The sequence below is a fragment of the Gemmatimonadaceae bacterium genome (genome assembly GCA_036504815.1).
Taxonomy (GTDB): domain Bacteria; phylum Gemmatimonadota; class Gemmatimonadetes; order Gemmatimonadales; family Gemmatimonadaceae; genus PNKL01.
On record DASXUN010000005.1, the window covers coordinates 1 to 25,742 of the forward strand.

Consider the following 25,742-nt stretch of genomic DNA (forward strand, 5'->3'; position numbering starts at 1 on the left):
GTCGTACTCTGTCGTACTCTGTCGTACTCTGTCGTACTCTGTCGTACTCTGTCGTACTCCGTAGTAATCAGATGGCCTTGAACGCCTCGAACGGCTGCGTGCACTCGTGGCATGTCCACAGCGCCTTGCACGAGGTGCTGCCGAACTCGGTGCGCAGCGATGTGCGCGCGGACTTGCAGAAGGGGCAGCGCACGCTCGCGCTCACCCGGCGCAGCGGCACGAGCTCGTCGTCGGCTCGCGTCGGCCCCGGCGGCGCGATCCCGTACGCTTCGAGCTTCGCCTCGGCCGACTCGGGGATCCAGTCCGTGGTCCACGCCGGTGTGAAGACGGTTTGCACGACGACGTTCGGCGCTCCATGCAACAGCAGGGCGTCGCGAATGGACTCCTCGATCACGCGCATCGCCGGACAGCCGCTGTAGGTGGGCGTGATCGTCACCGTCACGGTGCCGTCGTCGGCGACGCGCGCATCGCGGACCACCCCGAGTTCGACGACCGAGAGCACCGGGACCTCGGGGTCCTTGACGTCCTCGAGCCAGGCGAAGACCTGCTCGCGCGTCGCAATCACCACGCGGCCCCGGGATGCGATCGGGCGACAATCTGCATCTCCGCCAGCATGTGACCGAGGTGCTCGGTATGGCGGCCGTCTCGTCCGCCGCGCTGCATCCACACGCCGTCGGGGGCGCTGAGCGTGGCGCGTCGCAGCACGTCGTCCACCTGGGCGCGCCAGGGCGCCTGGAGCGTTGACACGTCGGCGGTCAGTCCAGACGCGACGAGTTCCGCCTCGTCGGCCGGCTGCATGAACAGCTCGCCGGTATATGGCCAGAGAAGATCCACCGCGTCCTGCGCGCGCCGGTGGCTTTCGTCGGTGCCGTCGCCCAGGCGGATCACCCATTCGCCGGCGTGCCGCACGTGATACCGGCTCTCCTTCAGCGCCTTCGCGGCGATCCCCGCGACGGTCGTGTCGGTCGACCGGGAGAGCGCCTCCCACTGCAGCACGCTGTACAGTCCGTGAAAGAAATGCCGGGCGATAGTCACGCCGAAATCGCCCCTCGGCAGTTCGCAGAGGAGTGCGTTGCGAAAGTCGATCGCCTCGCGGAAGAAGGCGAGCGCATCCTGGTCGCGCCCCGCCCCCTCGACGCTGCCCGCATGCTGCAGCATCAGGTTGGCCTGCCCGATCAGGTCGAGGGCGATGTTGGCGAGCGCGATGTCCTCCTCGAGGATCGGCCCGTGGCCGCACCATTCGGAGGTGCGATGGCCGAGCACGAGCCGATCGTCGGCGATGCGCAGGAGTGCCGGGAAGAGTGCCGCGTGCGGGGAACTCATCAGAACACCTTCACCCCTTTGGGCACCTTGTAGAACTGCGGATGCCGATACGCCTTGTCATTGGCGGGGTCGAAGAACGGCCCCATGTCCTCGGGCGTGGAGGCGGTGATGGCCGCGCTCGGCACCACCCAAAGGTTCACGGCTTCGTTGCGGCGCGCGTAGATGTCGCGCGCGTTCTGCAACGCGTGCTCGGCGTCCGTGGCATGCACGCTCCCCGCGTGCTGGTGCGGCTCGCCGTCCTTGCCCTGCGTAAACACTTCCCAGAGCGGCCAGTTGCGTTCGTCGGCTGGTGGGGTCATGGCGGGTGATGGCGGATGGCTGAGGGCGGATGGCGGGTGGCGGGTGGCGGATGGAGGATAGCAGACGGCGGAGGGCGGATGGCGGATGGCAGATGGCTGATGGCAGATGGCGCCGGCGCGAGAGGCGGCGATCCCCCCTCTCACGTCGCCATCCCCGTCTGTTGTCTCTCTGTTGTCTCTCTGTTGTCTCTCTGTTGTTTCTCTGCATACGCCGCCGCCGCGTCACGCACCCATCGGCCTTCGGCATGGGCCTTCCGGCGCGCGCCGATGCGTTCGCTGTTGCACGGGCCGTTCCCCTTCACGACGCGCCAGAACTCGTCCCAGTCGATCGGGCCGGTAATCCAGTCGCCGGACGCCTCGTCGTAGCGAAGGGCGGGGTCGGGGACCGTCAGGTCGATGGCCTTCACCTGCGCGATGGTCAGGTTGATGAAGCGCTGGCGCAGCTCGTCGTTGCTCTTGCGCTTGATGCCCCACTTCATGAGCTCGTCGCTGTTGCTCGAGTCCTTGTCGTGCGGGCCGAACATCATCAGCGACGGCCACCACCAGCGGTTGAGCGCGTCCTGCGCCATCGCCCGCTGCGCCGGCGTGCCGCGGGCGAGCGTCGCCATGATCTCGTAGCCCTGGCGCTTGTGGAAGTTCTCTTCCTTGCAGATGCGCACCATCGCCCGTGCGTACGGGCCGTACGACGCCTTGGCCAGCATCGTCTGGTTCACGATCGCCGCGCCGTCCACGAGCCAGCCGATGGCGCCGATGTCGGCCCAGGTGAGCGTGGGGTAATTGAAGATGCTCGAGTACTTGGCCTTGCCGTCGAGCAGCTGCTGCACGAGCTCGTGGCGGTCCACGCCCAGCGTCTCGGTGCCGCAGTAGATGTAGAGGCCGTGCCCGGCTTCGTCCTGCACCTTGGCGAGCAGGATCATCTTGCGGCGCAGCGACGGCGCGCGCGTGATCCAGTTTCCCTCGGGGAGCATGCCCACCACTTCGGAGTGCGCGTGCTGCGACATCATCCGGACCAGTTGCGTCCGGTAGCGCTCCGGCATCCAGTCCTTGGGCTCGATCGATTCGTCGGCGGCGATGCGCGCCTCGAACTGCGCAAGCCGGGCAGCATCGTCCGCAACCGGGGGCGTGGTCGGTATCAGGGGGGCTCCTTGACTGGCACTGGACAGCGCCGCCGCCGCGCCGCGCGGGCGCCGACAGCGTATTTTGAGGCCAACGCTCCAAGCTAGTGCGCGCGTTCCCCTTTGGGTATCATCTCCCCCCGCCATGACCACCACCTCCATGTTCTCCGCCGACGGCTCGGTGGATGTGCGCGTCGAAGCCGGTGTCGCGACCGTCCGCTTCGGCCACCCGAAGGGCAACAGCCTGCCGGGCACGCTCCTCCGGTCCCTCGCCTCGACCATTGCCCAGGCGGGTGAGCGCGATGACGTGCGCGTGATCGTGCTGCGCAGCGAGGGGGACGGCGCGTTCTGCGCCGGCGCGTCGTTCGACGAGCTGATCGCCATCGAGAACGCCGCGGACGGCCGGGAGTTTTTCCTGGGCTTTGCGCGCGTCATCCTGGCGATGATCGGCGCGCCGGTGCCGATCGTCACGGCGGTGCAGGGGAAGGTGGCCGGCGGCGGCGTCGGGATGGTCGCCGCGTCGGATTACGCCATCGCCGTCGAGACGGCGTCGCTGAGGTTGAGCGAACTGGCCGTCGGCATCGGCCCCTTCGTCGTCGGGCCCGTCATCGCTCGGCGCATCGGCACCGGCGCGTTCGGGGCGATGACCCTCGATGCCGACTGGCGCGATGCGGCGTGGGCGGAACGCCACGGGCTGTACGCGCAGGTCGTGCCTGATCGCGCGGCGCTCGACGCCGCGGTCGCCGCCCGCGCCCGGCAGCTGGCCGCCGCCAACCCCGACGCGGTGCGCGCGATCAAGCGAGTGCTCTGGGAAGGCACCGACGAGTGGGAAAGCCTGCTCGCGAAGCGCGCGAAGATCTCGGGCGAACTCGTGCTGAGCGATTACACGAGGGCGGCGATCGCGCAGTTCAAGAAGGGGTGAGGGGGCTCACCCACGCACTCCGAAAAACACATTTCTCTTGTGCGAAAAAATCAGCGACGTCTCCATATGCCCCACCTCGGGACGCGTCGCGAAGGCCGCGAGCGCGAAGTCGCGAAGATGCTCGGCGTCACGCACCGCGACGTGCACGAGGTAGTCATTTGACCCCGCGACGTGGAATACGCCGCGCACCTCCTGGAGCGTGCCGAGGTGACGTTCGAAGGCGGCGATCGCCGTGCGCGCGTGCTTCTCGAGCCGGATGGCGATGAACGCCTCGAGCGTCACGCCGTAGACCCGCGGATCGACCTCGGCGTGATAGCCGAGGAGCGCCCCGGACGCCTCGAGTCGCCGCACCCGCGCCAGGCAGCTGGATGGGGCGAGCCCCACTTTCGCTGCCAGTTCCTTGTTTGAAATCCGCGCATCGTGCTGGAGATAGGCCAGGATCTCGCGGTCAATTCGGTCGATCAGCGACGGGTCGGGGTGTTTCCGAATATTATTCGGCATCTATTGGCCTTGGCTGTAGATAGTGCCAATATAGCACTATGAGACAGAACAAGAAGATGGCGATGGAGAACGCCTTCGCTACTCGCGCCGTGCATGCGGGCCGGGGGGACTTCATCAAGCTCGGCGTGCATGCGCCGCCGCTCGACTTCAGCTCCACCTATCCAACACCCGACCTCGACGTCGCCGCGCGCTCCTTCGACAGTCTGGTGGCCGGCGACGCCCCCGAAGGGACCTTCGTCTACCAGCGCCTGTTCAATCCGACGACCGATCGCTTCGAACGCGCCCTGGCCGAACTCGAAGGGGCCGAGGATGCGGCGGCGTTCGCGTCGGGAATGGCGGCGTTCTCCGCCGTATTGCTCGCCGCGAAATCACGCGGCACGCACGTGGTGGCGGTGCGGCCGCTCTACGGCACCGCCGATCATCTCCTCAGTTCCGGCCTGCTCGGCATGTCGGTGACGTGGACCACCCAGGACGCGATTGGCGACGTCATTCGTCCGGACACGGCCCTGGTGGTGATCGAAACGCCGGCAAATCCGACGCTCGAACTCGTGGACATCGCGGGCGTCGTCCGGCAGGCCGGAACGGTGCCGGTGCTCGTCGATTCGACCTTCGCCACGCCGGTGCTGCAGCGGCCGCTGGCGCACGGGGCCGCGCTGGTGCTGCACAGCGCGACCAAGTTCCTCGGCGGGCATGGCGATCTCCTGGCGGGCGTCGTCGCCGGCTCGCACGCGCTGGTCCGCGACATCAAGCACGTGCGCGCGGCGACGGGCGGACTGTTGCACCCGCTCGCGTCGTTCCTGTTGCATCGCGGTCTGCCCACGCTGCCGCTTCGCGTGGAACGCGCCCAGGAGACGGCCATCCAACTGGCGCGGCTTCTCGCCGATGATCGCCGCGTGGCGAGCGTCCGGTTCCCGGCGCTTCCGGGGCAGGATCCTCGCGCGCTCCTCGGCCGCCAGATGCGCGGGCCGGGGAGTGTGCTCTCCTTCGAGATCGGCAACGACGACCCGACGGTCATGCGCGACTTCCTTGGCGCGCTCGAGATCATCACACCCGCGGTCAGCCTGGGGTCCACCGACTCGCTCATCCAGCCGCCCGCCGCGCTGACGCACCGGGTCGTCGATGCGCAGGCGCGTGAGGAAGTCGGGATCAGCCGCGGCCTGCTACGTCTGAGCGTCGGTTTGGAGGATGCCCGTGACCTGTGGCGCGACCTCGATCACGCGCTCGCCGAAGTGGCGTCGCGCCTGGAATTCCGCGATCACGCGCACGCAACTCCGCTGTAACACAAAGTGACAGTGGAGAATGTCAAGGAGCCGGGCCGATAGACATTCGGCCCGGCTCCGGCCATCTTAATAGTCTGGCCCCCGGCTACCACGCCTTCTGCGCGGGGGCTCCGCGACAGGTCGCATTCCGCTTCAGACGCCGGCGCCGCGGACGGCTTCGACATTCACTGCCGAGTCACCTGATGAGCATTGCCGGACTTCCCCTGATCATCCAGGGTGGGATGGGCATCGCGGTTTCCAACTGGAAGCTGGCGAGTGCCGTCGCGGCCGCGGGGCACCTGGGGGTCATCTCGGGGACCGCGCTCGACTCGGTCTTCGTGCGTCGGCTCCAGGACGGTGACCCAGGCGGCGCCGTGCGCCGGGCGCTGGCGAAGTTCCCGAAGCCGGAGGTCGCCGCGGAGATTCTGCGCCGCTACTTCAAGCCCGAAGGGCGCGCGCCCCACGAGCCCTACGAGCTGCTGCCGATGTACCGGCAGGCCGTCAGTGCGTTTCGCGAGCAGGTGACCATCGCCGCGAACTTCGTGGAAGTCTGGCTTGCGAAGGAAGGCCATCAGGGGCGGGTGGGCATCAATCTGCTGACCAAGGTCCAGATGCCGAACCTCGCCTCGCTCTACGGCGCGATGCTGGCGGGCGCCGACGTGGTGCTGATGGGGGCGGGCATTCCCCGCGAGATTCCCGGGGCGCTCGATGCGCTCGCGGTGCACGCGCCAGCGACGCTGCGGCTCGATGTGGACGGGCAGCCATCCGATCAGCCGGTGTTTCTGACCTTTGATCCGGCGACGCACGGCATGACGAACGTGCCGCTGAAGCGTCCCGACTTCTATGCGATCGTCTCGGCCCACACGCTGGCCACCAACCTGGCCCGGAAGGCGACGGGCAAGGTGGATGGTTTCGTGATTGAAGGCGCAACCGCCGGCGGCCACAACGCCCCGCCGCGCGGCGCCGTGCAGCTGAACGCGCGTGGCGAGCCGATCTATGGCGAGCGCGACGCGGCCGACCTGCAGGTGATGCGCGACCTGGGCGTTCCGTTCTGGCTGGCCGGCAGCTTCGGCACGCCGGAGGGGGTGGCGGAGGCGTTGCGACAGGGCGCGGCCGGCGTGCAGGTGGGAACGGCCTTCGCCTACTCCGACGAGTCGGGCTTCTCGGCGGAGATCAAGCAGAAAGTGCTGGCCGACATCGCCGAGGGACGCGCGTCGGTCTTCACGGATCCGCGCGCCTCGCCAACGGGTTTCCCGTTCAAGCTCATTCAGACACCGTCCATCGTGCAGCAGGACGACACCCGCGAGCGATGCTGCGACCTCGGGTACCTGCGCACGGCGGCGCGTCGTGCCGATGGACGGCTCGTCTACCGCTGTCCGGCCGCGCCGGTGAAGGACTTCCTCAATGCCGGCGGGAGCGAAGCGGAGACAGTGGGGCGTCGCTGCCTGTGCAACGGCCTCATGTCCGACATCGGCCTGGCGCAGATTCGCAGGGATGGATCGGTGGAAGCGCCGATGGTGACGAGCGGGGACGCCGTCACCGACCTGGCGCGCGTGGCGAAGGGGCGCACGTCGTATTCCGCCGCCGACGTGCTGGAGTATCTGCTGGCCGAGGTGACGGTCGGTGCTGAACTCACGGCGTAGCGCCGCGATCGGGATGAGCCCGGAGGAACCCGTCTGATGCAGTACCTGTGGACCGAGGCGATGGCGACTGGCGATGACGAGATCGACGCCGAGCACCGCACCTTGATTTCCTGGATCAATCGCCTCAGCCAGGCCAATGAGGCCGGAACGGGCGAGTCGGAAGTCCGAAGGATTCTCACGTTTCTGGGCATCTACGCTACGCGGCATTTCGCCAACGAGGAGTCGTGCTTTGCACGGCACAAGTGCCCGCACGCGGCGGCTAACAAGAAAGCGCACGAGCAGTTCATCGAGACCTTCGGGCGGATCAAGGCAGAGTGCGACGCGAAAGGCGTGACCGAGTCGCGGGCGCTCGAACTGCAGAAGTCGCTGGGCGACTGGCTGCAGAACCACATTCTGAAAGTGGATACGTCGCTGAAGCCGTGCCTGAAGCCATAAGGTGACGCCGGTGCGGATCTAGCGCGGGCGGCGACGCGTGGCGCGCAGCGGCCGGGCCAACGCCCGGCCGCCTTCGCTTGTAGGAAGGGAGAGAAACGTTCGCGTGCGCATGCGCGTACAGATGAGGGCCGCGATGCCCGCCGGGGTAAACCCTGGCCTGCCCGGGCGGGTTCTAACGTTCGGGTCGCCGCTCGCCGCGCCGCTGCCATCGATTCCCGTCGCCGGATGACAATGAGATCCCTGCTTACCCTTCGCCTCGCGCTGCTTGCCCTTGCCGTTGCCTTCTGTGCCCCTTTCCGTGCCTCCGCGCAAGCGGTCGATGTCATCCGCGGCCGCATCGTGGGCGAGGATTCCATTCCCATTGCCGGCGCCCGCGTGCAGGCGGTGTCGCTGAGCGGCAACGTCACGCGTCGCGCGCTGACGGACAACAGTGGGCGCTTCACCATCACCTTTCCGAATGGCGACGGTGACTACATGGTCACCGTGCAGGCGATGGGCTTCTCGATGAAGCGCTTCGAGGTCAAGCGCACGGCCGACCAGGAGATCCTCATCGCCGATGCCAAGCTCTCGCGCGCAATGACGGAACTCGAGGCGGTGAAGGTCACGCCGGGCGAGCGCGCCCGGGCCAATCGCGACGACCGCCAGCCCGACATCTCGGGGAGCGAACGCAATGTGAGCGCCGCCAACGTCGCCGCGGGGGATGCGGGGAATCTCGCCGCGATGGCGGCCTCGCTGCCGGGGGTGACGCTCGTCCCCGGCACGAGCGGTGACGCCTCCGGTTTCTCGGTGCTGGGCCTCACGCCCGACCAGAACGCGTCCACGCTGAACGGCGGATCGTTTGGCGGCGCTGACGTGCCGCGGGACGCGGGCGTCTCGAGTTCGCTGTCGACGAGCCCCTACGATGTCTCGCGCGGCGGGTTCAGCGGCGCCCAGTTCAACATCCGGTCGCCGTCGGGGAACAACTTCCCGACGCGCACCAACTCGTTCAATCTCGACGCCCCGTTCCTGCAGTGGACCGACCGGGCGGCGACGGCGCTCGGCCAGAAGTACACGAACCTGTCGCTGGGCGGACTGCTCTCGGGACCGGTCAAGATTGACGAGGCGTTCTACAACTTCTCGTACCAGCTGGGGCGGCGATCCAACGACCTGCAGACGCTGCTCAATACGTCGTCCACCGGCCTCGTGACGAGCGGCGTGAGCCCCGATTCGGCGTCGCGCCTGCTGAACATCCTGCGCGCCAAGGGCATTCCCCTCTCGCCGCGCGGGTCGCTCAACAACCGCACCACCGACAACGGGTCGCTGCTCGCCACGATCAACATTGCGCCGACCGGGTCGCGCACCGGCGCGGCCTACGCGCTCACGTTCAACGGGTCGGCCAACCGCAGCGCGCCGGTGGGCGGCTCGGTGAGCGAGCTCCCCGGGCACAGCGGCGAGCGCACCAACTACAACGGCGGCGTGCAGGCCCGCCACTCGGCGTACTTCGAATCGGGCTTCCTGTCGGGCTTCCTGTCGGAGACCAACATCACGCTGAGCGGCTCGCGCAGCGCCGGCGATCCGTACTATGCGATGCCCAGCGGCACGGTGCGCATCAACTCCACGCTCCCCGACGGGTCGATGGGAGTGCGCGGCATCCAGTTCGGCGGGTCGTCGATCCTCGACAACGCGTCGCGCAGCGCGAGCATCGGCGGGATCAACACGCTCTCGTGGTTCGCGAAGAACAACAAGCACCGCCTCAAGCTCACGACCGAACTGCGCCGCGACGCGTTCAACCAGGATCAGACGACGAACCAGCTCGGGTCGTTCAGCTACCTGTCGCTGGCCGACCTCGAGGCCGGCCGGGCCGCGTCGTTCTCGCGGCAGCTCTCGCCGCGGGTGCGCAGCGGCGCGCAGACCGTGGGCGCGCTCTCGGTGGGCGACGCGTGGCGCAAGAGCAACGACCTGCAGATCCAGTACGGCGTGCGCGTTGACGGCAATGCGTTCAGCGCGGGCCCGACGGAAAACCCGGAGATCGAGCGGCTGTTCGCCGTGAAGAACAGCGCCACCCCCAATCACGTGTATGTCAGCCCGCGCCTCGGCTTCTCGTGGCAGTACGGCCAGGGCGCGCAGATTCCGGGCTTCGAGGGCGCCATTCGCGGTCCGCGCGCGGTGGTGCGCGGCGGATTGGGCGTCTTCCAGAACGTGCCCCAATCCACGCTCCTGGGTGCCGCGCTCGACAATACCGGCCTCACGTCCGGCGTGCAGCAACTCAACTGCGTTGGGGGCACGGTCCCGTCCCAGGCCTGGAACACGTGGGCCACGAACGCGGCGTCGATTCCCTCCACCTGCGCCGACGGCTCGGTGACGTCGCCGTTCACGAACGTGTCGCCCAACGTGAGCCTGTTCTCCAAGGCGTGGCAGTCCACCCGCAGCGTGCGCGGCAACCTCCAGTGGAATGGTCCGGTGGCGAACGGCCGCTTCACGGCGACGGTGGACGTGACGTACTCGAGCAACCTCAACCAGCCGGCCAACTACGACCTCAACTTTGCCGGCGCCACGCGCTTCTCGCTGGCGAGCGAAGGCGGGCGTCCGGTCTTCGCGCCGGCGACCAGCATCGATCCCGTCACCGGCATCACGGGACCGCGCGCGTCGCGGCTGCACCTCGAGTACAACGCCGTCAACGAGTCGCGTTCCGACCTGCGCTCGGAGTCGAAGCAGGTGACGCTGCGCCTCGTGCCGATGACCTTCAGCTCGAAGCTGGGCTGGAACATCGGCTACGTGTTCGGCGACGTCCGCGAGCAGTATCGCGGCTTCCAGAGCACGGTCGGCGATCCGCGCACGGTGGCCTGGTCGCGCTCGGCCGCGGCGTCGCGGCACCAGGTGCAGTATTCGCTCAACTACAACTTCTTCGATGCCGTGCGCGTGAATTGGTTCGGCAACGTGCGCGCCGGGTCGTACTACACGCCGGGCGTCAGCGGCGACGTGAACGGCGATGGGTTGTACAACGACCGCGCCTTCATCCCGAACCCGTCCACCGCCGCCGATCCGGCGCTCGCGACGGCCATGCAGTCGCTGCTCCGGAGTTCGACCGGCGGGGCCCGAAAGTGCCTCGAGTCGCAGTTGGGGCGGCTCGCCGACCGCAACAGCTGCCAGGGGCCGTGGACCCACACCGCCTTCCTGAGCGTCTCGTTCAATCCCATCAAGCTGCACCTTCCGCAGCGCGCGAACATCCAGTTCCAGGTGAGCAACCCCATCGGCGCCGCCGACCTGCTGGTCAACGGGGAAGATCACCTGAAGGGGTGGGGGCAGACCATCCAGCCCGAGGCGACGCTGCTCTATGTGCGCGGCTTCAATCCGGTGACGCAGCGCTACACGTACGAGGTGAACCAGCGCTTCGGTTCGACGAAGCCGTCGCAGACGACCATTCGCCAGCCGGTGACGGTCACCGCGCTGATGCGCTTCGACCTCGGTCCGCCGCGCGAGCGGACGCTGCTCACGCAGCAGCTGGACCGCGGCCGCCGTCTCGCGGGCCAGAAGGCCAGCGAGAGCATGCTCAACGCGATGTACGGCGCCGGCGGCGTCACCATCAACCCGATGGCGATGATCCTGCGCCAGACCGACAGCCTGCACCTCACGTCGGCGCAGGGCGACAGCCTGGCGACGATGAACCGCGCCTACCTGATCCAGCTCAACCGGCTCTGGGCGCCGATCATCAAGGAACTCGCGGGGCTGAGCGACAATTACAGCCATGAGCAGGCGTACGCGCAGTACAAGAAGACCCGCGAAGCCTCGGTGGACATCCTCATCAGGGTGGCCCCGCGCGTGAAGGCCGTGCTCACCAAGGAACAGCAGCGCAAGCTGCCGTCGCTCGTCGCCGCGCACCTGGATCCGTGGTACCTGCAGTCCATCCGCTCCGCCACGGTTGGCGGCACGGGCGGCGGTCCGTTCATGTTCATGGGCGGCGGCGCCGGCGGACCGGGTGTCCAGACCATCATGATCTCGCGCTAATCCGTGGCTCCCCTTTCTCTCGTCCCGTCCATGACCCTTCGTCTTCGCTCCTTCCTGATGGTGGCGGCGGCCGCCGCGCCGCTTGCCGCGCAGCAGCCGCTGCCGACGGTGCGTCCGCTTGGCCCCGTCACCCGCGTCTCACCCGCCGACCTGCTCGGCTCGGTTTCGGCCGTGCGCCCCCTCCCGGGGGGCGGTGCCATCGTCAACGACCTCACGCGCCGCCAGCTGATCGTGCTCGACTCGGCGTTCAACAAGGCGTCGGTGATTGCCGACACCACGCCGGCCACGGCCAACAGCTACAGCAGCCGCGTCGCCGGGCTGATGCCGTATCGCGGCGATTCGTCGCTCTTCATTGATCCGCAGTCGCTCTCGATGCTCGTGATCGACGGCAAGGGCGAAGTGGTGCGCGTGATGGCGGTGCCACGCCCGCAGGATGCGAACTTCATGATCGGCGGGCCGTTCGGGACACCGGGCGTGGATCCGCAGGGGCGCATCGTCTACCGCGGCTTCGTGATGCCCAACATGCGCGGGATGAACATGCAGGGCCCGCCGCAGCCCGGGCAGGCGTTCCGCGCCCCGCAGATGGCCGACACCGCGCCCGTCTATCGCGTCAACCTGCAGACGCGGGCGCTCGACACGGCGACGTATTTCAAGATCCCGAGCACCAACGTCAGCATGACGCAGGACGACCGCGGCGCGATGCGCATCACCATGCAGACGAACCCGATGCCGGTGGTGGACGACTGGGCCCTCCTGCCCGACGGGCGCATCGCCGTCGTGCGCGGCAAGGACTACCACGTCGACTGGCTGGGGACGGACGGCAAGTGGACGGCGACGGCGAAGATCCCGTACAACTGGGAGCGGCTCGATGACGATGCAAAGGTGAAGTTCATCGACTCGGTGAAGGTGGAAGCCGAGAAGCAGCGCGAGGTGATCAATCGGGCCATGCAGAATGGGGTGAACAACGCCAACGCCGTGATGGGCGGCGCGGCTGCCGGTCAGCCGGTGCGTGTCGAGATGCGCTTCGAGGGTGGCGGCGGCGGCGCTCGCCCGCAGCAGGGCGTGCAGCAGATCAGCGCGCCGACCATCAACTTCGTCGCGCCCAAGGAGCTGCCCGACTACCGTCCGGCCTTCCGGATGGGCGCCGTGCGCGCGGATGGCGAGGGGAACCTGTGGGTGCGCACGACGGCGCCGACCGATGCGGGCCCGATCTACGACGTGATCAACGGCAAGGGCGAGCTGATCGACCGCGTGAAGCTCCCCTTCGGCCGCGTGATCTCCGGCTTCGGACCCGGCGTCGTTTACATGGGCGTGCAGGACGAGAAGGGCGCACGGCTGGAGATGGCGCGCATCAAGTGACGATTGAGGATCTGGAATCCGGATTCGGATTCCATGATAACGAATAAGGACAGCGACTCGCGATGAGAGCAATCGCGGGTCGCTGTCCTTTGTCGAATTCCTCGATCCGGATCCGGATTCCTGATCCTCAATCGTGGTCTTACGGGATGTTCGTCTCCACCGGAAGGTCGGTCCGCGCCGACCAATCCTGGAATGACCCATCGTACAACAGCACCGGATGTCCGAGCGCGCGGGCGGCGAGCAGCATCGCCGTGGCCTGCTGTCCCGTGTGGCAGTAGCCGATCACCACGTCGTCCGTCTTGACGCCGGCCGCGGCGAAGATGCGGGCCAACTCTTCGCGCGGCTTGAGCTGCAGCTTGGCGTCGTACAGCGCGGTCCACGGCACGCTGCGCGCGCCCGGCACGTGCCCGGCGCGCTGCGGGGCCTGCGGGCTGCCACCCTGTCGCGTCCCGTTGTAGAAGACACTGTCGCGCGCATCCACGATGGCGACGCCCGCCTTGCCGTTCATCGCGTGCACATAGGCAGCGTTCACCACGAAGTTGCGGACGCCCAGCGGCGCGAGGCTGCCCGCCGCGGCCGCCGGGACGTCGGCGGCGATCGGCTGTCCGGCGGCCGTCCAGGCCCCCATGCCGCCGTCGAGGAGCGCCACGCGGTCGCCGAGCCCGGCGAAGAAGAGCGTGAAGAGGACGCGGGTCGTCTGGTAGACCATGTCCTTCGCAAAGTAGACGACGACGCGTGAGTGATCGGACACGCCCAGCGCCGCCAGCCGCGCGCGCAGGGTGTCGGCGCCGGGCATCTCGACCGACAGCTTGCGGGCCGTGTCGCTCACCGAGACGTCGGCGACGCTGACGAACCGCGCGCCGGCAATGTGCGCGGCAGGATACTCTGCCTCCGCGCCGACGTGCAGCAAGACGAGATTCGGGTCGTGCACGTGGTGCGAGAGCCAGTCGGCGCTGACGAGCAGCGGGGCGCGCGGATCGGGCACGGCGGGAGCCAGCGCCTGCGCCGATGCGGCGCGCTGGGTCAACGTGAGCAGGACGAGCGATGCGAGCAGTCGGCGCACAGGGTTCCTCGTGTGGGCGTTGAATCGAGTGTACCTCGTGGGGCGGTGGCCGGACAAGGTGGGCGACGATAGGATTCCGGGACGCCTGAACGCGCGCTGCCGCTCGGACGTAGAGCATCAGTTGCGGTCGGATGACGATCACGGCCGCTCCGCCATCTGAATTGCGAGAACCGCCCGTGTCCAGCATCCCGCGTTTCGTACGCCTGGTCAGCCTGCTCGCTGCCGCCGCGACGCCGCTCGTCGCCCAGCCCAAACCCGCGGCCTCGAAGATCGTGTGGCCCGATGAGGGACCGGCCACGTGGGCGCCGCGCCCGACGGTGAGCGCCATCACCGCCAACGACCTGCGCACGAGACTCTACGGCATTTCTGACGACTCGATGCGGGGGCGCCGCATCGGCGAGCGCGGCAACTACCAGACCACCGACTACATTGCGCGCGAGTTCAAGCGCCTTGGGCTGAAGCCGGCCGGTGACAACGGCAGCTACTTTCAGGTGCTGCCATTCGGTCCGTTGGGGTACGACAGCGCGTCGTCGAGCCTCACGACCGCCAGCGGGGCGCTGCTCCGCAGCATTGAGTGGCTGCCGATGGCGCCGAACGCCGCCTCCGGCATCGCGGGCCGGGCGGAGCTGGCCGGCGCCGCCACCGTCTTCGCGGGACGCTGGGGCGACACCGTAGCACTCGATCCGGCGCTGGTGCGCGGCAAGATCGCGGTCTTTCAGGCGCCGCCGCCTCCGGTGCGTCCGGTGCCGACGGTGTTGCGGTGCGACTCGGTGCCGGACCGCTTCGGGGCGCAGGCCGCCGTGATTGCCGACGCCGCCTCACCGCGACCCGCCCGCGCCGCCGCCGGGATTGCCCGGGACACGCGCGCGCAGGCCGCGGGGGCCGTCGCGGTGCTGGTCATCGGACAGGACGTGATTCCCCCCGCCACCATCGCCGCCGCGTGGACGATTCGTGGCGGCATGCAGCCCGCCGCCGACGCGCCGGCGGCGATCGCCGCCGCCGCGCTGACGCGCGCCGCGGCCGCGAAGTTGTTTGGCAAGCCGGCGGACCAACTGAAGATCGGCGATGCGGGGCAGGCGGTGACGGCGCACTGGCTCCACGCCTGGAAGCTGTCAGACACCCCCGCGCGCAACGTTGTCGCCATCAAGCCGGGCAGTGATCCGGCGCTTGCCGCCGAGTACGTGCTGCTTGGCGCGCACAACGATCATATGGGGGCCGTCGCCGCCATCGACCATGATTCCGCCCGCGCGGTCAACCTGGTCACCCGGCGCCAGGGGGCCAATGATCCGGTCTGCCGCCCGACGGCGGACCAGCAGCGCCGCATCGACTCGCTGGTCGCGCGCGCCCGCGGCATTCGTCCCATTCGCCGGGACAGCATCATGAACGGCGCCGACGACGACGGCTCGGGAACCGTCGCCCTGCTGGAGATTGCCGAGCAGTTCGCCGCCGAGCGACCGGCGCGCTCAATCATCTTCGTCTCGCATCAGGGCGAGGAGGCGGGCATGCTGGGCTCCCGGTGGTTCGTCGACCACCCGACGGTGCCGCTCAAGGACGTCGTCGCCGCGCACAACATCGACATGCTCGGCAAGGGGCGCGTGGAGGAAGTGAAGTTCGGCGGCCCCGCGAGCATCCAGACGCTGGGCGCGCGCCGGCTCTCGCGCGAGTTTGGCGACGTGATTGACAGCGTCAACGCCGTCCGCAAGGAAGTGATGGCCATCGACAAGTCCTGGGACGTGACGGCCAACCCGATGAACCGCTTCTGCCGCAGCGACCAGGTGAACTACGTGCTCAAGGACATCCCGGTCACGTACTTCTCGCACGGATACGCGCTCGACTATCACATGGCGACCGATGAACCGCAGTACATCGACTACGAGCATGCCGCGCGGTCGAGCCGGTTCGTGCACGACATCATGATGGCCGTGGCAACCCGCCGCACGCGGCCCGCCTTCACGGGCAACGATCCGGCCTACCCGCGCTGCCGCTAGGCGCGCGGCGCGGGGGGAGCTAGAGCGCGCGGCGCTGGGGGAGAAAGAGCGAGGGGCGCGGCCAGGTGGTCGCGCCCCTCGTGCGTTTCGCGCGAACCCTGGCGACTACTTGATGCCGGCCGCCGCCTTGAACCGGGCGCGGACGTTGAGCAGCGCTGTCGCCGCGTCGGTGTTCTTCTTGGCGATGTCCTCGAGCAGGACGAGCGCCACGGCGTCGTCTTCGACGAGCGTCGGCTCCGGGCCGAGGCGGTGACCGAAGCCGGTGTGGCGGCCTGGATCGAGCACGACTTCGTTCTTCAACGCGATGTCATCGGCGCCGTACACCACGCGCACGACACAGAACTTCTTGCCCGACTTTTCCATGTAGCCGAAGCAGAGGCCATTGGCACTGGACGGCCAGGGGGGCAGGGTGTGCACCTTGCCGTCGGTTCCTTCGAAGGAGGAGAACCCGGGCGTGACGCGGCTGAAGTTGCGCTCGAAACCGCCGTGGTACATCAAGGCATGTCGCATGGAAGGGGGGAAAAGGGTTGCCTCTAACTTGCCGCCGGGCGCGGAGGATGACAACCCGGGCACAGGTGTTTCGAGTACTTTTCCACGCTGGCCTCTCGCTCTGCCGCGCCCCAGGAGTCTCCGTGCCCCAGCCTGTGATTGACGATGCGCTCCGTGCGCGCCTCCACGACCTGTGCGCGGCCGGCTGGGAGTTCTTCGACCGGTTCGACCGCACCGTGCGGGAGCGCGGCTTTCACGCCTTCGTCGCCTCGGAATACGAGGTGGTGCTCGCCGCGCTCGTCGAGCACCGTGCGCCCGGCCGGCGCTTCCTCGAGCTCGGCTCCGCCTCGGGCGTGATCACCATCATGGCCGACCTGCTCGGGTTCGAGGCGTATGGGATCGAGCTCGACCTGTCGCTCGTCGCCACCGCGCGCGAAATGGCGCATCGTTTCGACTCCAAGGCGCGCTTTGTTTCCGGGAGCTTTTTCCCGGCCGGGTACGCCTATCACGCGGCCGACGGCGACCTGCGCACGGGGACGCTCGGCGAGGGGCTGTCCGGGTACCAGGAGCTGGGATTTGCCCTCGACGACTTCGACGTCGTCTTCGGCTACCCGTGGGGCGGGGAAGAACCCGTGCTGCTCGACCTCATGAAGCGCTATGGGAATCCCGAGTCGCTGCTATTGATGCACGGCGTCAACGACGGGGTAAAGGCGTATCGTGGCGGGAAGCTGGTGACCAAGGCCCCATAGCGCGCGACGCTTCGTCATTTGAGCGGCGGTGGGATCCGCTTCCTGGTGGCCTGCTCGAACGCGTACGCCAGCTCAATCAGCCGCGGTTCCGAGCAGGCGACGCTGGTGAATCCCACGCCGACGGGCGACGGCTTGGCGTCGAAGCCGGGCGGGAAGGCCGGTGTCGGCGCATTCGGGGTGAAGCCGAACGGGACGAGCACCGTCGGGTAACCGGGCTTCGCGGCGATGCTCGCGCTTGACGGTCCCGGGAAGAGCAGGGCGTCGAGCTTCTGCTCCCGGATGACCTGCGCGATGCCGTAGGTGCCGCCGAGGGCGATGTCCTTCGCCCGGTCGGCCTCGTACTTCGCGCGATCGGCGATGGTGTCCTGTTCGTCGGAGATGTCGAGCAGTGACTGGCCGTACTTGATGGCGCCGCGCGGGGCGTTCTGCAGGTTGAAGTAGCGCAGGTCGGTGAGCGTCTTGATGGGGGTCGCGTTGCCGAGCGAGGCGAGCCAGGCGTTGAAGTCGCGCTTCATGCCGTAGGCGAGCACGGTCGAGCAGTTGGCGTTGTGGCCCTTGCGCTGCCCGATGCTGCCGCACGTTCCCCAGAGGAGGAAGTTCTTCGACGAATCCGCGGTCACGACGCTCGGAATGTTGGCGGAGTCGACGATGATGGCGCCTTCCTTCTTGAGGATCTCGATCACTTCCTTCATCATCGCGGCCTGCGCCGGCTCGAGGCCGCCGCGCGGGCGACCGGCGACGGTGACGGGCTCATAGAACGACGCGCGCGGAATGCCGATGCGCGCCCCCTTGAGCGCGTCGCGCTTGAGGTGCGGGCGGTAGTCCCGGTTGGGCGGCGGCGTGCAGGCCCTGGTCGCCGGATCGTTGGGATCGGGTTGCGCCGTCTCCATCGCGCCGAGCATGATCGCCGCGTCCTCGACCGTGCGCGCCATCGGCCCCGGCGTGTCCTGGTCGGCCGTGATCGGGATCACGCCGTAGCGGCTGATGAGCCCGACGGTCGGCTTGATGCCGACGAGCATGTTCTGGTTGGAGGGACTCAGGATCGAGCCCGACGTCTCGGTCCCCACATTCGCCGCCCAGAAGCTGGCGGCGGTGCCGATCCCCGAACTCGAGCCGCCGGTGAACAACGCGGGGCGTCCGTCGTTGAAGCCGGGGCGCGGATCGGGGCGCGGGTCGTACGGGTTGAGGCCGTAGCCGCCCAGCGCGCTGTAGTTCGAGGGCATCGGCGTGGGGCTGCCGGCCACCCAGTTGGCGAGCTCGGTCATCACCGTCTTCGCGATGATGATGGCGCCCGCCTCCTTCAGCTGCCGGGTCAGCGTCGCTTCATAAGGAGGCACCATATCCTTGAACGCGAGGGCGCCGCCCGTGGTGGGCATGTTGGTCGTGTGGATGTTGTCCTTGAGCGCCACCGGAATGCCGTGCAGCGGGCCGCGCACCTTCCCTTGCGCCCGCTCGCGATCGAGCGCCTCCGCCTCGGCGAGGGCCGTGCGGCTCACCGTGATCGTGGCGTTGACCTGCTTGTCGTACGTTGCGATGCGAGCGAGGTAGAGCAGGACGAGTTCCCGCGACGTGAGGCGGCCGTCCGTCAGCGCCGCCTGCAACTGCGGAATCGTTGCCTCGACGACGTCGAACGGCGCACGCGCGGGCGGCGGCGCGGGATGGCGCTGGGCGCTGAGCGGGGCGCCGAGCACGGCGCAGAAGGTCGCGAGGACGGCGAGCGTGCGGCGAGTCATGGATCGGGGCGGCTTGGGGGAAGGGCGGTGCACCAGCGCGGATTATGCATTGCGCCGCCGGGCGCGAAAAGGGGGTGCGCCGGGTGCGGCGGTCCTAACGGGTGGCCGGTGCCACCCAGCGGGCCCGCGCGGCGGCGTCCCACGTCGGACGCGACGGCGCATTGGCGACGTCGAGGATGGTGTAGAAGATCATGCGCAACGATCGTACGGCCACATCGGCGTTTATCAGATCGACCGCATCCCGCGCCGTGTGCACCTCGGCGTGCGGGCCGTTGAAGAAGAAAAGCGACGGAACGCCGAGCCGGGCGAAACTGTACTGATCGGAGCGCGTGAAGTACGTCCCGTTCCATGGATCGTTCACCAGGCGCAGTCCCACCTCGGGATGCTCGCGCGCCACCTGGTCGGTCACGCCGCCCAGGGTGGAGTACGACTTGCCGACGACAATCAGGCTGTCGGTGGCGTTGCGGCCGATCATGTCCACGTTGATGACCGCGACCGCCTGGCTCAGGGGACGCACGGGGGATTTCGCGAACGCGGCGCTTCCCCACAGGCCACGTTCCTCACCCGAGAAGGCCGCAAAGATGATGGTGCGCGCCGGGCGTGGGTGCAGCGACGCGAAGGCACGCGCCAGCTGCATCACCCCCACTGTTCCCGACCCGTTGTCATTCGCGCCGTTGCAGATGGAGTCGGCGCCGACCGCGGTGCACTTCTGACCGCCGCCCGCAACCCCGATGTGGTCCATGTGCGCCGTGACCAGCACGTACTCGTCGCGCCGCGCCGGGCTGCTTCCCTCGAGGATGCCGATGGCGTTTGGCGCGGTGGCGGTCGGATTGGCAGCGAGCGCGGCGAGCGTGTAGCGCTGCAGATAGCTGCCGGCATCGCCGCCGGCGGCGAGGCCAGCGCTTTGAAGCGCCGCGCCGACATAGGTCGCGGTCAGCTCAAGCTCGCGACTGGGCGTCGCCCGGCCGCGCATCGAGTCATCCGCAATGACGCCGAGGAGCCGAAGGAACTCGCTCGAGGAAATTGACGCGGCCGCGGCGTTGACCGCGGCCACCGTTGGCGTCGTGCCAGCCGGCGCGGTCGGCGCGTCCGCGCATTGCGCGAACAGCACCGGTCCCAACAGGACGACGAGCGTCCGCAGGCACAGGACGTTACGGCTTCGGCTGACATCGGCGGCGCGGTTCGGCAAGCGACGCTCCAGGTGATCGGGCGTGTAGTGCTGACGGAAGCTACGGCACAACCGGACCTGTCGAGAACCGGGCGCGCACCTCGTCGCTGACGCGCGTCAGTCGCCCGGTGGCGCGGTTGATGGGACACCAGAGCGTCCGGGCCTTCGCCAGCAGCTTGCCATCGACGGCGCGCACGATTTCGGTGAGCCGTTCAAAGCGGTGCGAGTCGGCGGCTCCCACCCAGGTGCGCGCGATGATCGCGTCGCCGGGGAGCGCGGGATGCTTGTAGTCGATCTCGTGCCGCACCGCGACCCACGCGACCTCGGCTTGCTGTTCCGCCGTCGCCGCCGTGGACCAATGCGCAATGGCCACGTCCTGCACCCACCGCAGGTACACCACGTTGTTCACGTGGTTCAGGTCGTCGATGTCGCCGGGCTCGATGTCGCGCGGCAGCTCGAAGATGTCGTGCGGCATCATCGGCGTGGTTCTTCAGCTGAAGGGAGTTGGCAGGTGCCGGTGGACCAAATGCAGTATAACATACGAAGTCGTCACTTCGTCCCGTACGAACCGGTGAAACGGGCCGATGCCGACCGCCGTAGTACCAACCGGTAGCACGCGACACTCCTTCACCGCCGCCCATGCCCCAGTCGTCCGCTCCGACCGCGCAAGTCGAGACGCCCGTTGCCGGAGCGCGCACGGCGCCGACCGCCACCGAGATGTACGAGGCGGCGCGCCTCGCACGCAGTGAACTGCGCAGCCAGCAGGGAAACCTCCAGGGTGAGCGCCGCCGCGTACGAGAACAGCTCACCACCGCCACCAATCCGGCGGACATCAAGGGTCTCGAGGGGCGCCTCGCCGTCATCGACGAGCGCATTGCCGACGTCGAGAAGCAACTCGCCGCGGCCGATGCCCAGGTCGCGGCGCGGGCGGCCATTCCCGGCGTCATCGTGGAACCGCCGCGGAGCGGACCCGATCCGGAAGCCATCGTCGGCATGGGAATGGGTGCTTCACTGCTGCTGCTCCTGCCGCTCAGCATCGGCTATGCCCGCCGCTTGTGGAAGCGCGCGGCGGCGCCGGCGCTCTCCTCGGAAGTCAGCGACCGCATGGCCAACCTCGAACGCGGCATCGAGGCCATCGCCATCGAGGTCGAACGGATGGGCGAAGGGCAGCGGTTCGTGACGCAGCTGCTCACGGAGAGCGACCGCCGACGTCAGATCGCCGCCCAGCCGGCCGAACTGCGCCCGGGCCAGGAGCTGTAGCGCGAGCGGGGCGCACCAGACCATCGGTGCGCCCCGCTCCATCTGCCCACAGTTGCTTTACCGCTTCGCTCACCGCTTCGCTTCCGCTTCGCTCACGGCTTCTTCACCACGCCCGTGACCGTGCCGGCCACGCCGCCCGCGACACCGGGCAGTCCGCCCTTCGCGGCGGCATTGGCGTTACCCTGCGCCGACGCGTTGGCTCCACCCGCCGCCGCCGTCGCCAGTCCGCTGGCCGACGCCGCGGCGCCCGGCGTGCCCGCCGGAGCCAGCGAGAGAATCGTCGCGTCGGACGCCCGCGCGTCGAGCTTGGCCTGCACCCGCGACAGCGCCTGCGTCACGGGGAGACCCTCCGCCGCGAGCCGCGAGACGACATCGAAGGCCACGACCAGCGATCGATTGCTCGGCGTGTGGCGCGCCATCGCCTCGATCTGCGCCGAGGTGGCGCCGTGGGCCATCAGCATGGCACCGCGCGAGATCTCCTCGCCGCTGGGCCTGGCCCGACCGGCCGCGAGCATCGCTTCCTGCGTGGTCTCCATGTCAGCCTGCGTGCGACCGGCGGCGGCAAGAATGTCCGCCTCCGACGCACCCTTGGCTTCACCCTCTGCTACGCGGTCCGCGATCGGCTTCTCAGGCAGCTCGCGCTGGCGCGCCGCGCTGAACATGCCCTCGAGTTTTGCGCGGCCGTTCGCGCTGAACCGCTCCGGCACATTGAACGCGGCATTGGCGTTGGCGTGCGCGCGTGCTTCGGCCGACGCTTTCGGGTCGGGCGCCGTCGCGGATACGCCGGCTTGCGTCGAGGCCTTCGCCGAGGCGCCAGCCTGCGCCGAAAGCATGGCGGGAACGAACAGTACAGCTCCGATCAACGACGGTCTCATCGATCCTCCTGGTTGTGCGTGGAAACTCGGGCGGCGCCAGAGGCGACGGTCACGAAGGCGGACTTTCCGCCGAAGCCGTCGTCCGAGGCCACCGCCCCTTCCGGCACGCGCCACGCGTTGCCATCAACGCGGAATGCGTACCGATATTCACCGGGCGCCAGCGTCACGTCCGCATACCACACGCCATTGGCGGCGCGCCGAGCGGGGACGGGCGTCCAATTGTTCCAGTCGCCGGCCAGCTCGACGCGCGACGCCTCGGGCGCGCGAATCGAGAGCCGGGTCGCGTCGCGGGGCACCCGCGGCGCGCCCTCCGGGCGCGGCAGCCGCAATGGGCGCGGCCCGCCGTTGCGCAGCACCAGGCCGACGCTCACGAACCGACCGCTCGACGCGCCGGTCAGCCACGAACTCGGGTACCGTCCTGCGCTCGCCTGCAAGAGGAGCGACGAGGTGAGCGAGAACGACGCCGATCCACTGGAAACGTTCATGCGTTCCACGGGCGACGTGCGCCGTCCGGCGCTGCCGCCAAGGAGCATGCGCCCAACGGCGATCGACGCACTCGCGGCGCGATCGAGCACCAGCGTGCCGGCCACGCGACTGCGTTCTTCGCGGTAGGAAAGCAGCAGCGGCGTGTCGCCCGCCATCGCCTGCCATTGCGCGCCGTATACCGGGCCGCGCGCCGTGCGGGTGATGGAGGTAAGGGTCACCGGTACCGGTGCGGCCGCCGTGCGCACCCCGCGCATGATGGTGCGCCCGCTGGCAAGGCGCGCTCCGGCGAAGGCCGTGATCGGCCCGAAGTGCATCTCGAGGGCCGGGGTGACGTCGCCGACGCTGAAGGTCGCGCCATACGACGTGCGCACGTAGCTGCCGGCGGCGTTGAGCGTGAGCGAACTTCGCATCCGCTCGCGGGTGCGCGCCGAGAGCCCAGCGTCGGCCCCGGCCTGCCATCCATCGTCCTGCAACCGGCTGCCGGAAGCCGAGAGCGAGACGTTCACCGGCGCGAGCGGAAAGAAGACGACGCCGGGGGCGGCGCTGACGGTGGTGGAGCGAAGGCCGCGCGCATCCGTGGACGATCCCGCGCCGATGCTGAACTGCGTGACCACCTGCTGCGCCCACGCGGCACGACAGGCGGGGATGCTCACGCCGACGAGCGCCACGATCACGAGACTGGATGGGACGAGGGCAGCGAGACGAGTCTTTCGCATGGTGACCTCGAGCAGGGGGGCCGTCCGGGACGGGTGCCGAGCTGCTGTCTCCGGCACGGCTCCGTTAGGGAGCAACCTGCAATACGGTCGAGGCGCGACCTATCGGCCGACGTCCGAAATGGCCGTCAGCCGCTGTCCTACGTCCTGTTGTCAGTCTCTAAGAGGCGCGCGGCGTCCGCCTCAGTATCCGCGTGTGCGGTCTACGGCCCAGCGTGGCACGCGTCCCTGCTCGACGTCGGCAAGGCATTCGAGGAACCCGTCCACGGCTCCGGCGACGGTCGTGGGCCCGGCGCAATGCGGCGAGATCAGCACGCGCGCATGATCCCAGAGGGGAGAATCAGGCGGCAGCGGCTCCACCGCGAACACGTCGAGCGCGGCGCCGCGCAGCCACCCCTGCAGGAGCGCGCCGGGCAGCGCATCCTCGGCGACCACCGACCCGCGTCCCGCATTGAGCAGCACGGCGCCACGGCATCGCGACATGACGGACGCCGAAAACAGCCCGCGCGTGGACGGCGTGTCGGGCAGGGCAAGAATGATCCAGTCCACATCGGAGACGAGTTCCGCGAGGGCGCCGACCGCATGCATTGCGCGGAATGGTGATGCGTTGCCGAGCGCGCGAGGTGCGGCACGTGGGGTGCCCGAACGCGAGACACCGTCCACCGTGACGCCAAGCGCTGCGAGCTTCGCGGCGATGGCGCTCCCGAGGTCGCCGGTGCCCACCACGAGCGCGCGCGTGCCCGCTACCAGCGGCACGTCGCGCGGCGCCCATCGATGCTCGTGCTGCGCCGCCGCCAAGTCGAACAGCTGGTGCTGAAACGCGAAGATCCGCGCGACCGCCCACTCGGCGATGGCCGGTCCGAACGATTCCGGCGTGCGCGTCAGCAGGATGCTCGGATCGAGTCCGGGTGGCGCCAGCCAGGCATCCACGCCGGCCCCCGTGCAGTGCACCCACCGTACGCCGCCCAGCGCCGTCGCGTGCGGTGGCCGCTTGAAGCCGACGTACGTGTCCGCCCACGCGAGATCCTCGGCGGTCACCTCGGTGTGGAGGGCGCCGCGGCATTCCAGGGCCGGACGCGCCGCGCGCAGCGCCGCGACAATCGCCTCGTGGGAGCGCGTCGCGACGAGGACGCGATGCGGCGCGCCGGCCGGCACGGGCGCGCCCGCCGGCACGCCGTCGCTCATTGGGGAATGAGCGCGCCGAGGTGCTGCGTCCACCCCGCGTGCCAGGTGTTGAACGTCTCCGCGGGCATCGGCCTGGCAATGAAGTACCCCTGCGCGATGTCGCACCCCGCGGCGCGCATCTGCTGCCAGTCGGTGAAGACCTCGACGCCCTCCGCGACGGTCGTCAGGCCAAGCTGTCGCGCCATCCCGAGGCTCGCTTCGACAATGGCGCGCGCCGACGCGTCGCGATCGGCGCCGTGCACGAAGCCGCGATCGATCTTCAACTCGTCGAATGGAATGTTGCGAAGCTGCGCGAGCGAGGAGTGCCCGGTGCCGAAATCGTCGATCGAAAGGCCAATGTGCTTCAGGCGCAGGCGCGTGAGAATGTCGAGTGCCATCACGACGTTGGTCATCAGCCGCGTCTCCGTCACTTCGAGGACGAGCTGACGGTTCGACACCCCCGCGTCGCGGAGGGCGCCCTCGACAAAGTCGGGGAAGTCGAGCGCGGCGAGATTGTCCATCGAGACGTTCACGGCGACGACGATGGCCGAGCCTTCGTCAAGCCAGGCCCGCGCCTGCCGCAACGCGGCCAGCAGCACGACACGCGTGAGCGCATCGATCAGCCGGTGCTCCTCGGCGACGCCGATGAACTGGTCGGGGTAGACGAGCCCGTCCTGTGGATGCTGCCAGCGCACGAGCGTCTCGACGCCGACCACCTTGCCGGTGGCGAGCTCCACCTTGGGCTGGTAGTGGTTCACGAGCTCGCCGCCGTCGATGGCCCGCGCGATCTCCTGCGGCCCGTAGGTCTTCCGCGGTGCGCGGGGCGGAGCCTTGGGCGCCGGCGCCGGCGCTTCAACGAGGGCGCGCAGCCGGTCCGGAGCCACCGGCTTGTTCATCGCGCCGCGCACGTCGAGCGCGTGGGCCTTCGCCAGCGTGGAAGCCGTCTGCAGGATGCGATCGTCCTCGCCGCTGACGAGGATCAGCCCGCCGGAGTACTTGAGGCGCGCCAGGTGGCGGACGAACTCGATCCCATCCATCTCGGGCATCTGCAGGTCCAGCAGGATCAGCTCCGCCGCGTGCACGTCGGCTTCGAGCGCCCGCACCGCCGCCATCGCATGCTCGTGCGTCGTGACCTCGCTGAAGCCGAGCGTCTGCAGCTGGCGGCTGACGAGGCGAAGCGCGAACGGTTCGTCGTCGATGACGAAGATCTTCAT

Annotated in this window: 23 protein-coding genes; 9 read left to right on the forward strand and 14 right to left on the reverse strand. The window is 68.8% G+C overall.

Annotated elements, in window-relative coordinates; translation table 11 throughout:
• Positions 1 to 67: 67 nt before the first annotated feature.
• The 4 genes from paaD to paaA form a co-directional block, all read right to left on the reverse strand.
• Complete coding sequence (paaD, locus tag VGJ96_02890) at positions 68 to 565, reverse strand: 1,2-phenylacetyl-CoA epoxidase subunit PaaD (GenBank protein HEY3286047.1); 498 nt, start codon at positions 563 to 565, stop codon at positions 68 to 70.
• On the reverse strand, positions 562 to 1,323 hold the full coding sequence (gene paaC, locus VGJ96_02895) for a 1,2-phenylacetyl-CoA epoxidase subunit PaaC (protein ID HEY3286048.1): 762 nt from the start codon (positions 1,321 to 1,323) through the stop codon (positions 562 to 564). The genes paaD and paaC overlap by 4 nt, the downstream gene beginning before the upstream one ends.
• A complete protein-coding gene (paaB, locus tag VGJ96_02900) occupies positions 1,323 to 1,622 on the reverse strand; it encodes a 1,2-phenylacetyl-CoA epoxidase subunit PaaB (protein HEY3286049.1) in 300 nt (99 codons plus the stop codon). Before paaB ends, paaC begins: the two co-directional genes overlap by 1 nt.
• Positions 1,623 to 1,762: 140 nt before the next feature.
• Positions 1,763 to 2,785, reverse strand: a complete 1,023-nt coding sequence (gene paaA / locus VGJ96_02905; protein HEY3286050.1) for a 1,2-phenylacetyl-CoA epoxidase subunit PaaA — start codon at positions 2,783 to 2,785, stop codon at positions 1,763 to 1,765.
• A gap of 97 nt (positions 2,786 to 2,882) precedes the next feature.
• On the opposite strand from paaA, the gene VGJ96_02910 reads away from it, so the two are divergent.
• Positions 2,883 to 3,659: an enoyl-CoA hydratase/isomerase family protein gene (locus VGJ96_02910; protein ID HEY3286051.1), complete on the forward strand. Its 777-nt coding sequence runs from the start codon at positions 2,883 to 2,885 to the stop codon at positions 3,657 to 3,659.
• 6 nt (positions 3,660 to 3,665) lie between these two features.
• Here the strand turns inward: VGJ96_02910 and VGJ96_02915 are convergent, their stop codons facing one another.
• A complete protein-coding gene (locus tag VGJ96_02915) occupies positions 3,666 to 4,160 on the reverse strand; it encodes an Lrp/AsnC family transcriptional regulator (GenBank protein ID HEY3286052.1) in 495 nt (164 codons plus the stop codon).
• Positions 4,161 to 4,198: 38 nt separating this feature from the next.
• On the opposite strand from VGJ96_02915, the gene VGJ96_02920 reads away from it, so the two are divergent.
• The 5 genes from VGJ96_02920 to VGJ96_02940 all read left to right on the forward strand — a co-directional run bounded on the left by VGJ96_02920 (position 4,199) and on the right by VGJ96_02940 (position 12,840).
• Positions 4,199 to 5,440, forward strand: coding sequence for a PLP-dependent transferase (locus tag VGJ96_02920; GenBank protein HEY3286053.1), 1,242 nt, complete (start codon positions 4,199 to 4,201; stop codon positions 5,438 to 5,440).
• Positions 5,441 to 5,622: 182 nt separating this feature from the next.
• On the forward strand, positions 5,623 to 7,062 hold the full coding sequence (locus VGJ96_02925) for a nitronate monooxygenase (GenBank protein ID HEY3286054.1): 1,440 nt from the start codon (positions 5,623 to 5,625) through the stop codon (positions 7,060 to 7,062).
• A 36-nt stretch (positions 7,063 to 7,098) separates the two neighbouring features.
• Positions 7,099 to 7,497: a hemerythrin family protein gene (locus tag VGJ96_02930; protein ID HEY3286055.1), complete on the forward strand. Its 399-nt coding sequence runs from the start codon at positions 7,099 to 7,101 to the stop codon at positions 7,495 to 7,497.
• A 231-nt stretch (positions 7,498 to 7,728) separates the two neighbouring features.
• A complete protein-coding gene (locus tag VGJ96_02935) occupies positions 7,729 to 11,481 on the forward strand; it encodes a TonB-dependent receptor (protein ID HEY3286056.1) in 3,753 nt (1,250 codons plus the stop codon).
• Between the two features lie 30 nt (positions 11,482 to 11,511).
• Entirely contained in the window at positions 11,512 to 12,840 is a 1,329-nt protein-coding gene (locus tag VGJ96_02940) for a hypothetical protein (protein ID HEY3286057.1), read from the forward strand.
• A 139-nt stretch (positions 12,841 to 12,979) separates the two neighbouring features.
• Here the strand turns inward: VGJ96_02940 and VGJ96_02945 are convergent, their stop codons facing one another.
• On the reverse strand, positions 12,980 to 13,903 hold the full coding sequence (locus tag VGJ96_02945) for a rhodanese-like domain-containing protein (GenBank protein HEY3286058.1): 924 nt from the start codon (positions 13,901 to 13,903) through the stop codon (positions 12,980 to 12,982).
• Positions 13,904 to 14,079: 176 nt separating this feature from the next.
• Here VGJ96_02945 and VGJ96_02950 point away from each other — a divergent pair, with 176 nt between their 5' ends.
• On the forward strand, positions 14,080 to 15,891 hold the full coding sequence (locus tag VGJ96_02950) for a M28 family peptidase (protein ID HEY3286059.1): 1,812 nt from the start codon (positions 14,080 to 14,082) through the stop codon (positions 15,889 to 15,891).
• 105 nt (positions 15,892 to 15,996) lie between these two features.
• Here the strand turns inward: VGJ96_02950 and VGJ96_02955 are convergent, their stop codons facing one another.
• Positions 15,997 to 16,401, reverse strand: coding sequence for a hypothetical protein (locus tag VGJ96_02955; protein HEY3286060.1), 405 nt, complete (start codon positions 16,399 to 16,401; stop codon positions 15,997 to 15,999).
• 122 nt (positions 16,402 to 16,523) lie between these two features.
• On the opposite strand from VGJ96_02955, the gene VGJ96_02960 reads away from it, so the two are divergent.
• Complete coding sequence (locus VGJ96_02960) at positions 16,524 to 17,129, forward strand: hypothetical protein (protein ID HEY3286061.1); 606 nt, start codon at positions 16,524 to 16,526, stop codon at positions 17,127 to 17,129.
• A gap of 14 nt (positions 17,130 to 17,143) precedes the next feature.
• Here VGJ96_02960 and VGJ96_02965 read toward each other — a convergent pair whose 3' ends face one another.
• The 3 genes from VGJ96_02965 to VGJ96_02975 all read right to left on the reverse strand — a co-directional run bounded on the left by VGJ96_02965 (position 17,144) and on the right by VGJ96_02975 (position 20,505).
• Entirely contained in the window at positions 17,144 to 18,862 is a 1,719-nt protein-coding gene (locus tag VGJ96_02965) for an amidase family protein (GenBank protein HEY3286062.1), read from the reverse strand.
• Positions 18,863 to 18,956: 94 nt separating this feature from the next.
• Positions 18,957 to 20,051, reverse strand: a complete 1,095-nt coding sequence (locus VGJ96_02970; protein HEY3286063.1) for a M28 family peptidase — start codon at positions 20,049 to 20,051, stop codon at positions 18,957 to 18,959.
• A gap of 40 nt (positions 20,052 to 20,091) precedes the next feature.
• Entirely contained in the window at positions 20,092 to 20,505 is a 414-nt protein-coding gene (locus VGJ96_02975; GenBank protein HEY3286064.1) for a thioesterase family protein, read from the reverse strand.
• 164 nt (positions 20,506 to 20,669) lie between these two features.
• Between VGJ96_02975 and VGJ96_02980 the strand changes: the two genes are divergently transcribed.
• Complete coding sequence (locus VGJ96_02980; protein ID HEY3286065.1) at positions 20,670 to 21,290, forward strand: hypothetical protein; 621 nt, start codon at positions 20,670 to 20,672, stop codon at positions 21,288 to 21,290.
• A 92-nt stretch (positions 21,291 to 21,382) separates the two neighbouring features.
• Here the strand turns inward: VGJ96_02980 and VGJ96_02985 are convergent, their stop codons facing one another.
• From VGJ96_02985 to VGJ96_03000, 4 genes are all read right to left on the reverse strand, one after another.
• Positions 21,383 to 22,165 carry a hypothetical protein gene (locus VGJ96_02985; protein HEY3286066.1) on the reverse strand — a complete coding sequence of 261 codons (783 nt, stop codon included), beginning with the start codon at positions 22,163 to 22,165 and terminating at the stop codon, positions 21,383 to 21,385.
• The gene (locus tag VGJ96_02990) at positions 22,162 to 23,367 is read right to left on the reverse strand and encodes a glycogen-binding domain-containing protein (protein ID HEY3286067.1); all 1,206 of its coding nucleotides are present in this window, start codon (positions 23,365 to 23,367) and stop codon (positions 22,162 to 22,164) included. The genes VGJ96_02985 and VGJ96_02990 overlap by 4 nt, the downstream gene beginning before the upstream one ends.
• A gap of 180 nt (positions 23,368 to 23,547) precedes the next feature.
• Positions 23,548 to 24,549 (reverse strand): D-2-hydroxyacid dehydrogenase, encoded by a 1,002-nt coding sequence (locus VGJ96_02995; protein ID HEY3286068.1) that lies wholly within the window; start codon positions 24,547 to 24,549, stop codon positions 23,548 to 23,550.
• Positions 24,546 to 25,742 (reverse strand): EAL domain-containing response regulator, encoded by a 1,197-nt coding sequence (locus VGJ96_03000; GenBank protein HEY3286069.1) that lies wholly within the window; start codon positions 25,740 to 25,742, stop codon positions 24,546 to 24,548. The genes VGJ96_02995 and VGJ96_03000 overlap by 4 nt, the downstream gene beginning before the upstream one ends.

Excerpts from the sequence above, each read along its gene's own strand:
- paaC (HEY3286048.1), bottom strand. The coding sequence starts at position 1,323 with ATGAGTTCCCCGCACGCGGCACTCTTCCCGGCACTCCTGCGCATCGCC.
- paaB (HEY3286049.1), bottom strand. The coding sequence starts at position 1,622 with ATGACCCCACCAGCCGACGAACGCAACTGGCCGCTCTGGGAAGTGTTT.
- VGJ96_02910 (HEY3286051.1), top strand. The coding sequence starts at position 2,883 with ATGACCACCACCTCCATGTTCTCCGCCGACGGCTCGGTGGATGTGCGC.
- VGJ96_02915 (HEY3286052.1), bottom strand. The coding sequence starts at position 4,160 with ATGCCGAATAATATTCGGAAACACCCCGACCCGTCGCTGATCGACCGA.
- VGJ96_02920 (HEY3286053.1), top strand. The coding sequence starts at position 4,199 with ATGAGACAGAACAAGAAGATGGCGATGGAGAACGCCTTCGCTACTCGC.
- VGJ96_02925 (HEY3286054.1), top strand. The coding sequence starts at position 5,623 with ATGAGCATTGCCGGACTTCCCCTGATCATCCAGGGTGGGATGGGCATC.
- VGJ96_02930 (HEY3286055.1), top strand. The coding sequence starts at position 7,099 with ATGCAGTACCTGTGGACCGAGGCGATGGCGACTGGCGATGACGAGATC.
- VGJ96_02935 (HEY3286056.1), top strand. The coding sequence starts at position 7,729 with ATGAGATCCCTGCTTACCCTTCGCCTCGCGCTGCTTGCCCTTGCCGTT.
- VGJ96_02940 (HEY3286057.1), top strand. The coding sequence starts at position 11,512 with ATGACCCTTCGTCTTCGCTCCTTCCTGATGGTGGCGGCGGCCGCCGCG.
- VGJ96_02955 (HEY3286060.1), bottom strand. The coding sequence starts at position 16,401 with ATGCGACATGCCTTGATGTACCACGGCGGTTTCGAGCGCAACTTCAGC.
- VGJ96_02965 (HEY3286062.1), bottom strand. The coding sequence starts at position 18,862 with ATGACTCGCCGCACGCTCGCCGTCCTCGCGACCTTCTGCGCCGTGCTC.
- VGJ96_02975 (HEY3286064.1), bottom strand. The coding sequence starts at position 20,505 with ATGCCGCACGACATCTTCGAGCTGCCGCGCGACATCGAGCCCGGCGAC.
- VGJ96_02980 (HEY3286065.1), top strand. The coding sequence starts at position 20,670 with ATGCCCCAGTCGTCCGCTCCGACCGCGCAAGTCGAGACGCCCGTTGCC.
- VGJ96_02985 (HEY3286066.1), bottom strand. The coding sequence starts at position 22,165 with ATGAGACCGTCGTTGATCGGAGCTGTACTGTTCGTTCCCGCCATGCTT.
- VGJ96_02990 (HEY3286067.1), bottom strand. The coding sequence starts at position 23,367 with ATGCGAAAGACTCGTCTCGCTGCCCTCGTCCCATCCAGTCTCGTGATC.
- VGJ96_02995 (HEY3286068.1), bottom strand. The coding sequence starts at position 24,549 with ATGAGCGACGGCGTGCCGGCGGGCGCGCCCGTGCCGGCCGGCGCGCCG.
- VGJ96_03000 (HEY3286069.1), bottom strand. The coding sequence starts at position 25,742 with ATGAAGATCTTCGTCATCGACGACGAACCGTTCGCGCTTCGCCTCGTC.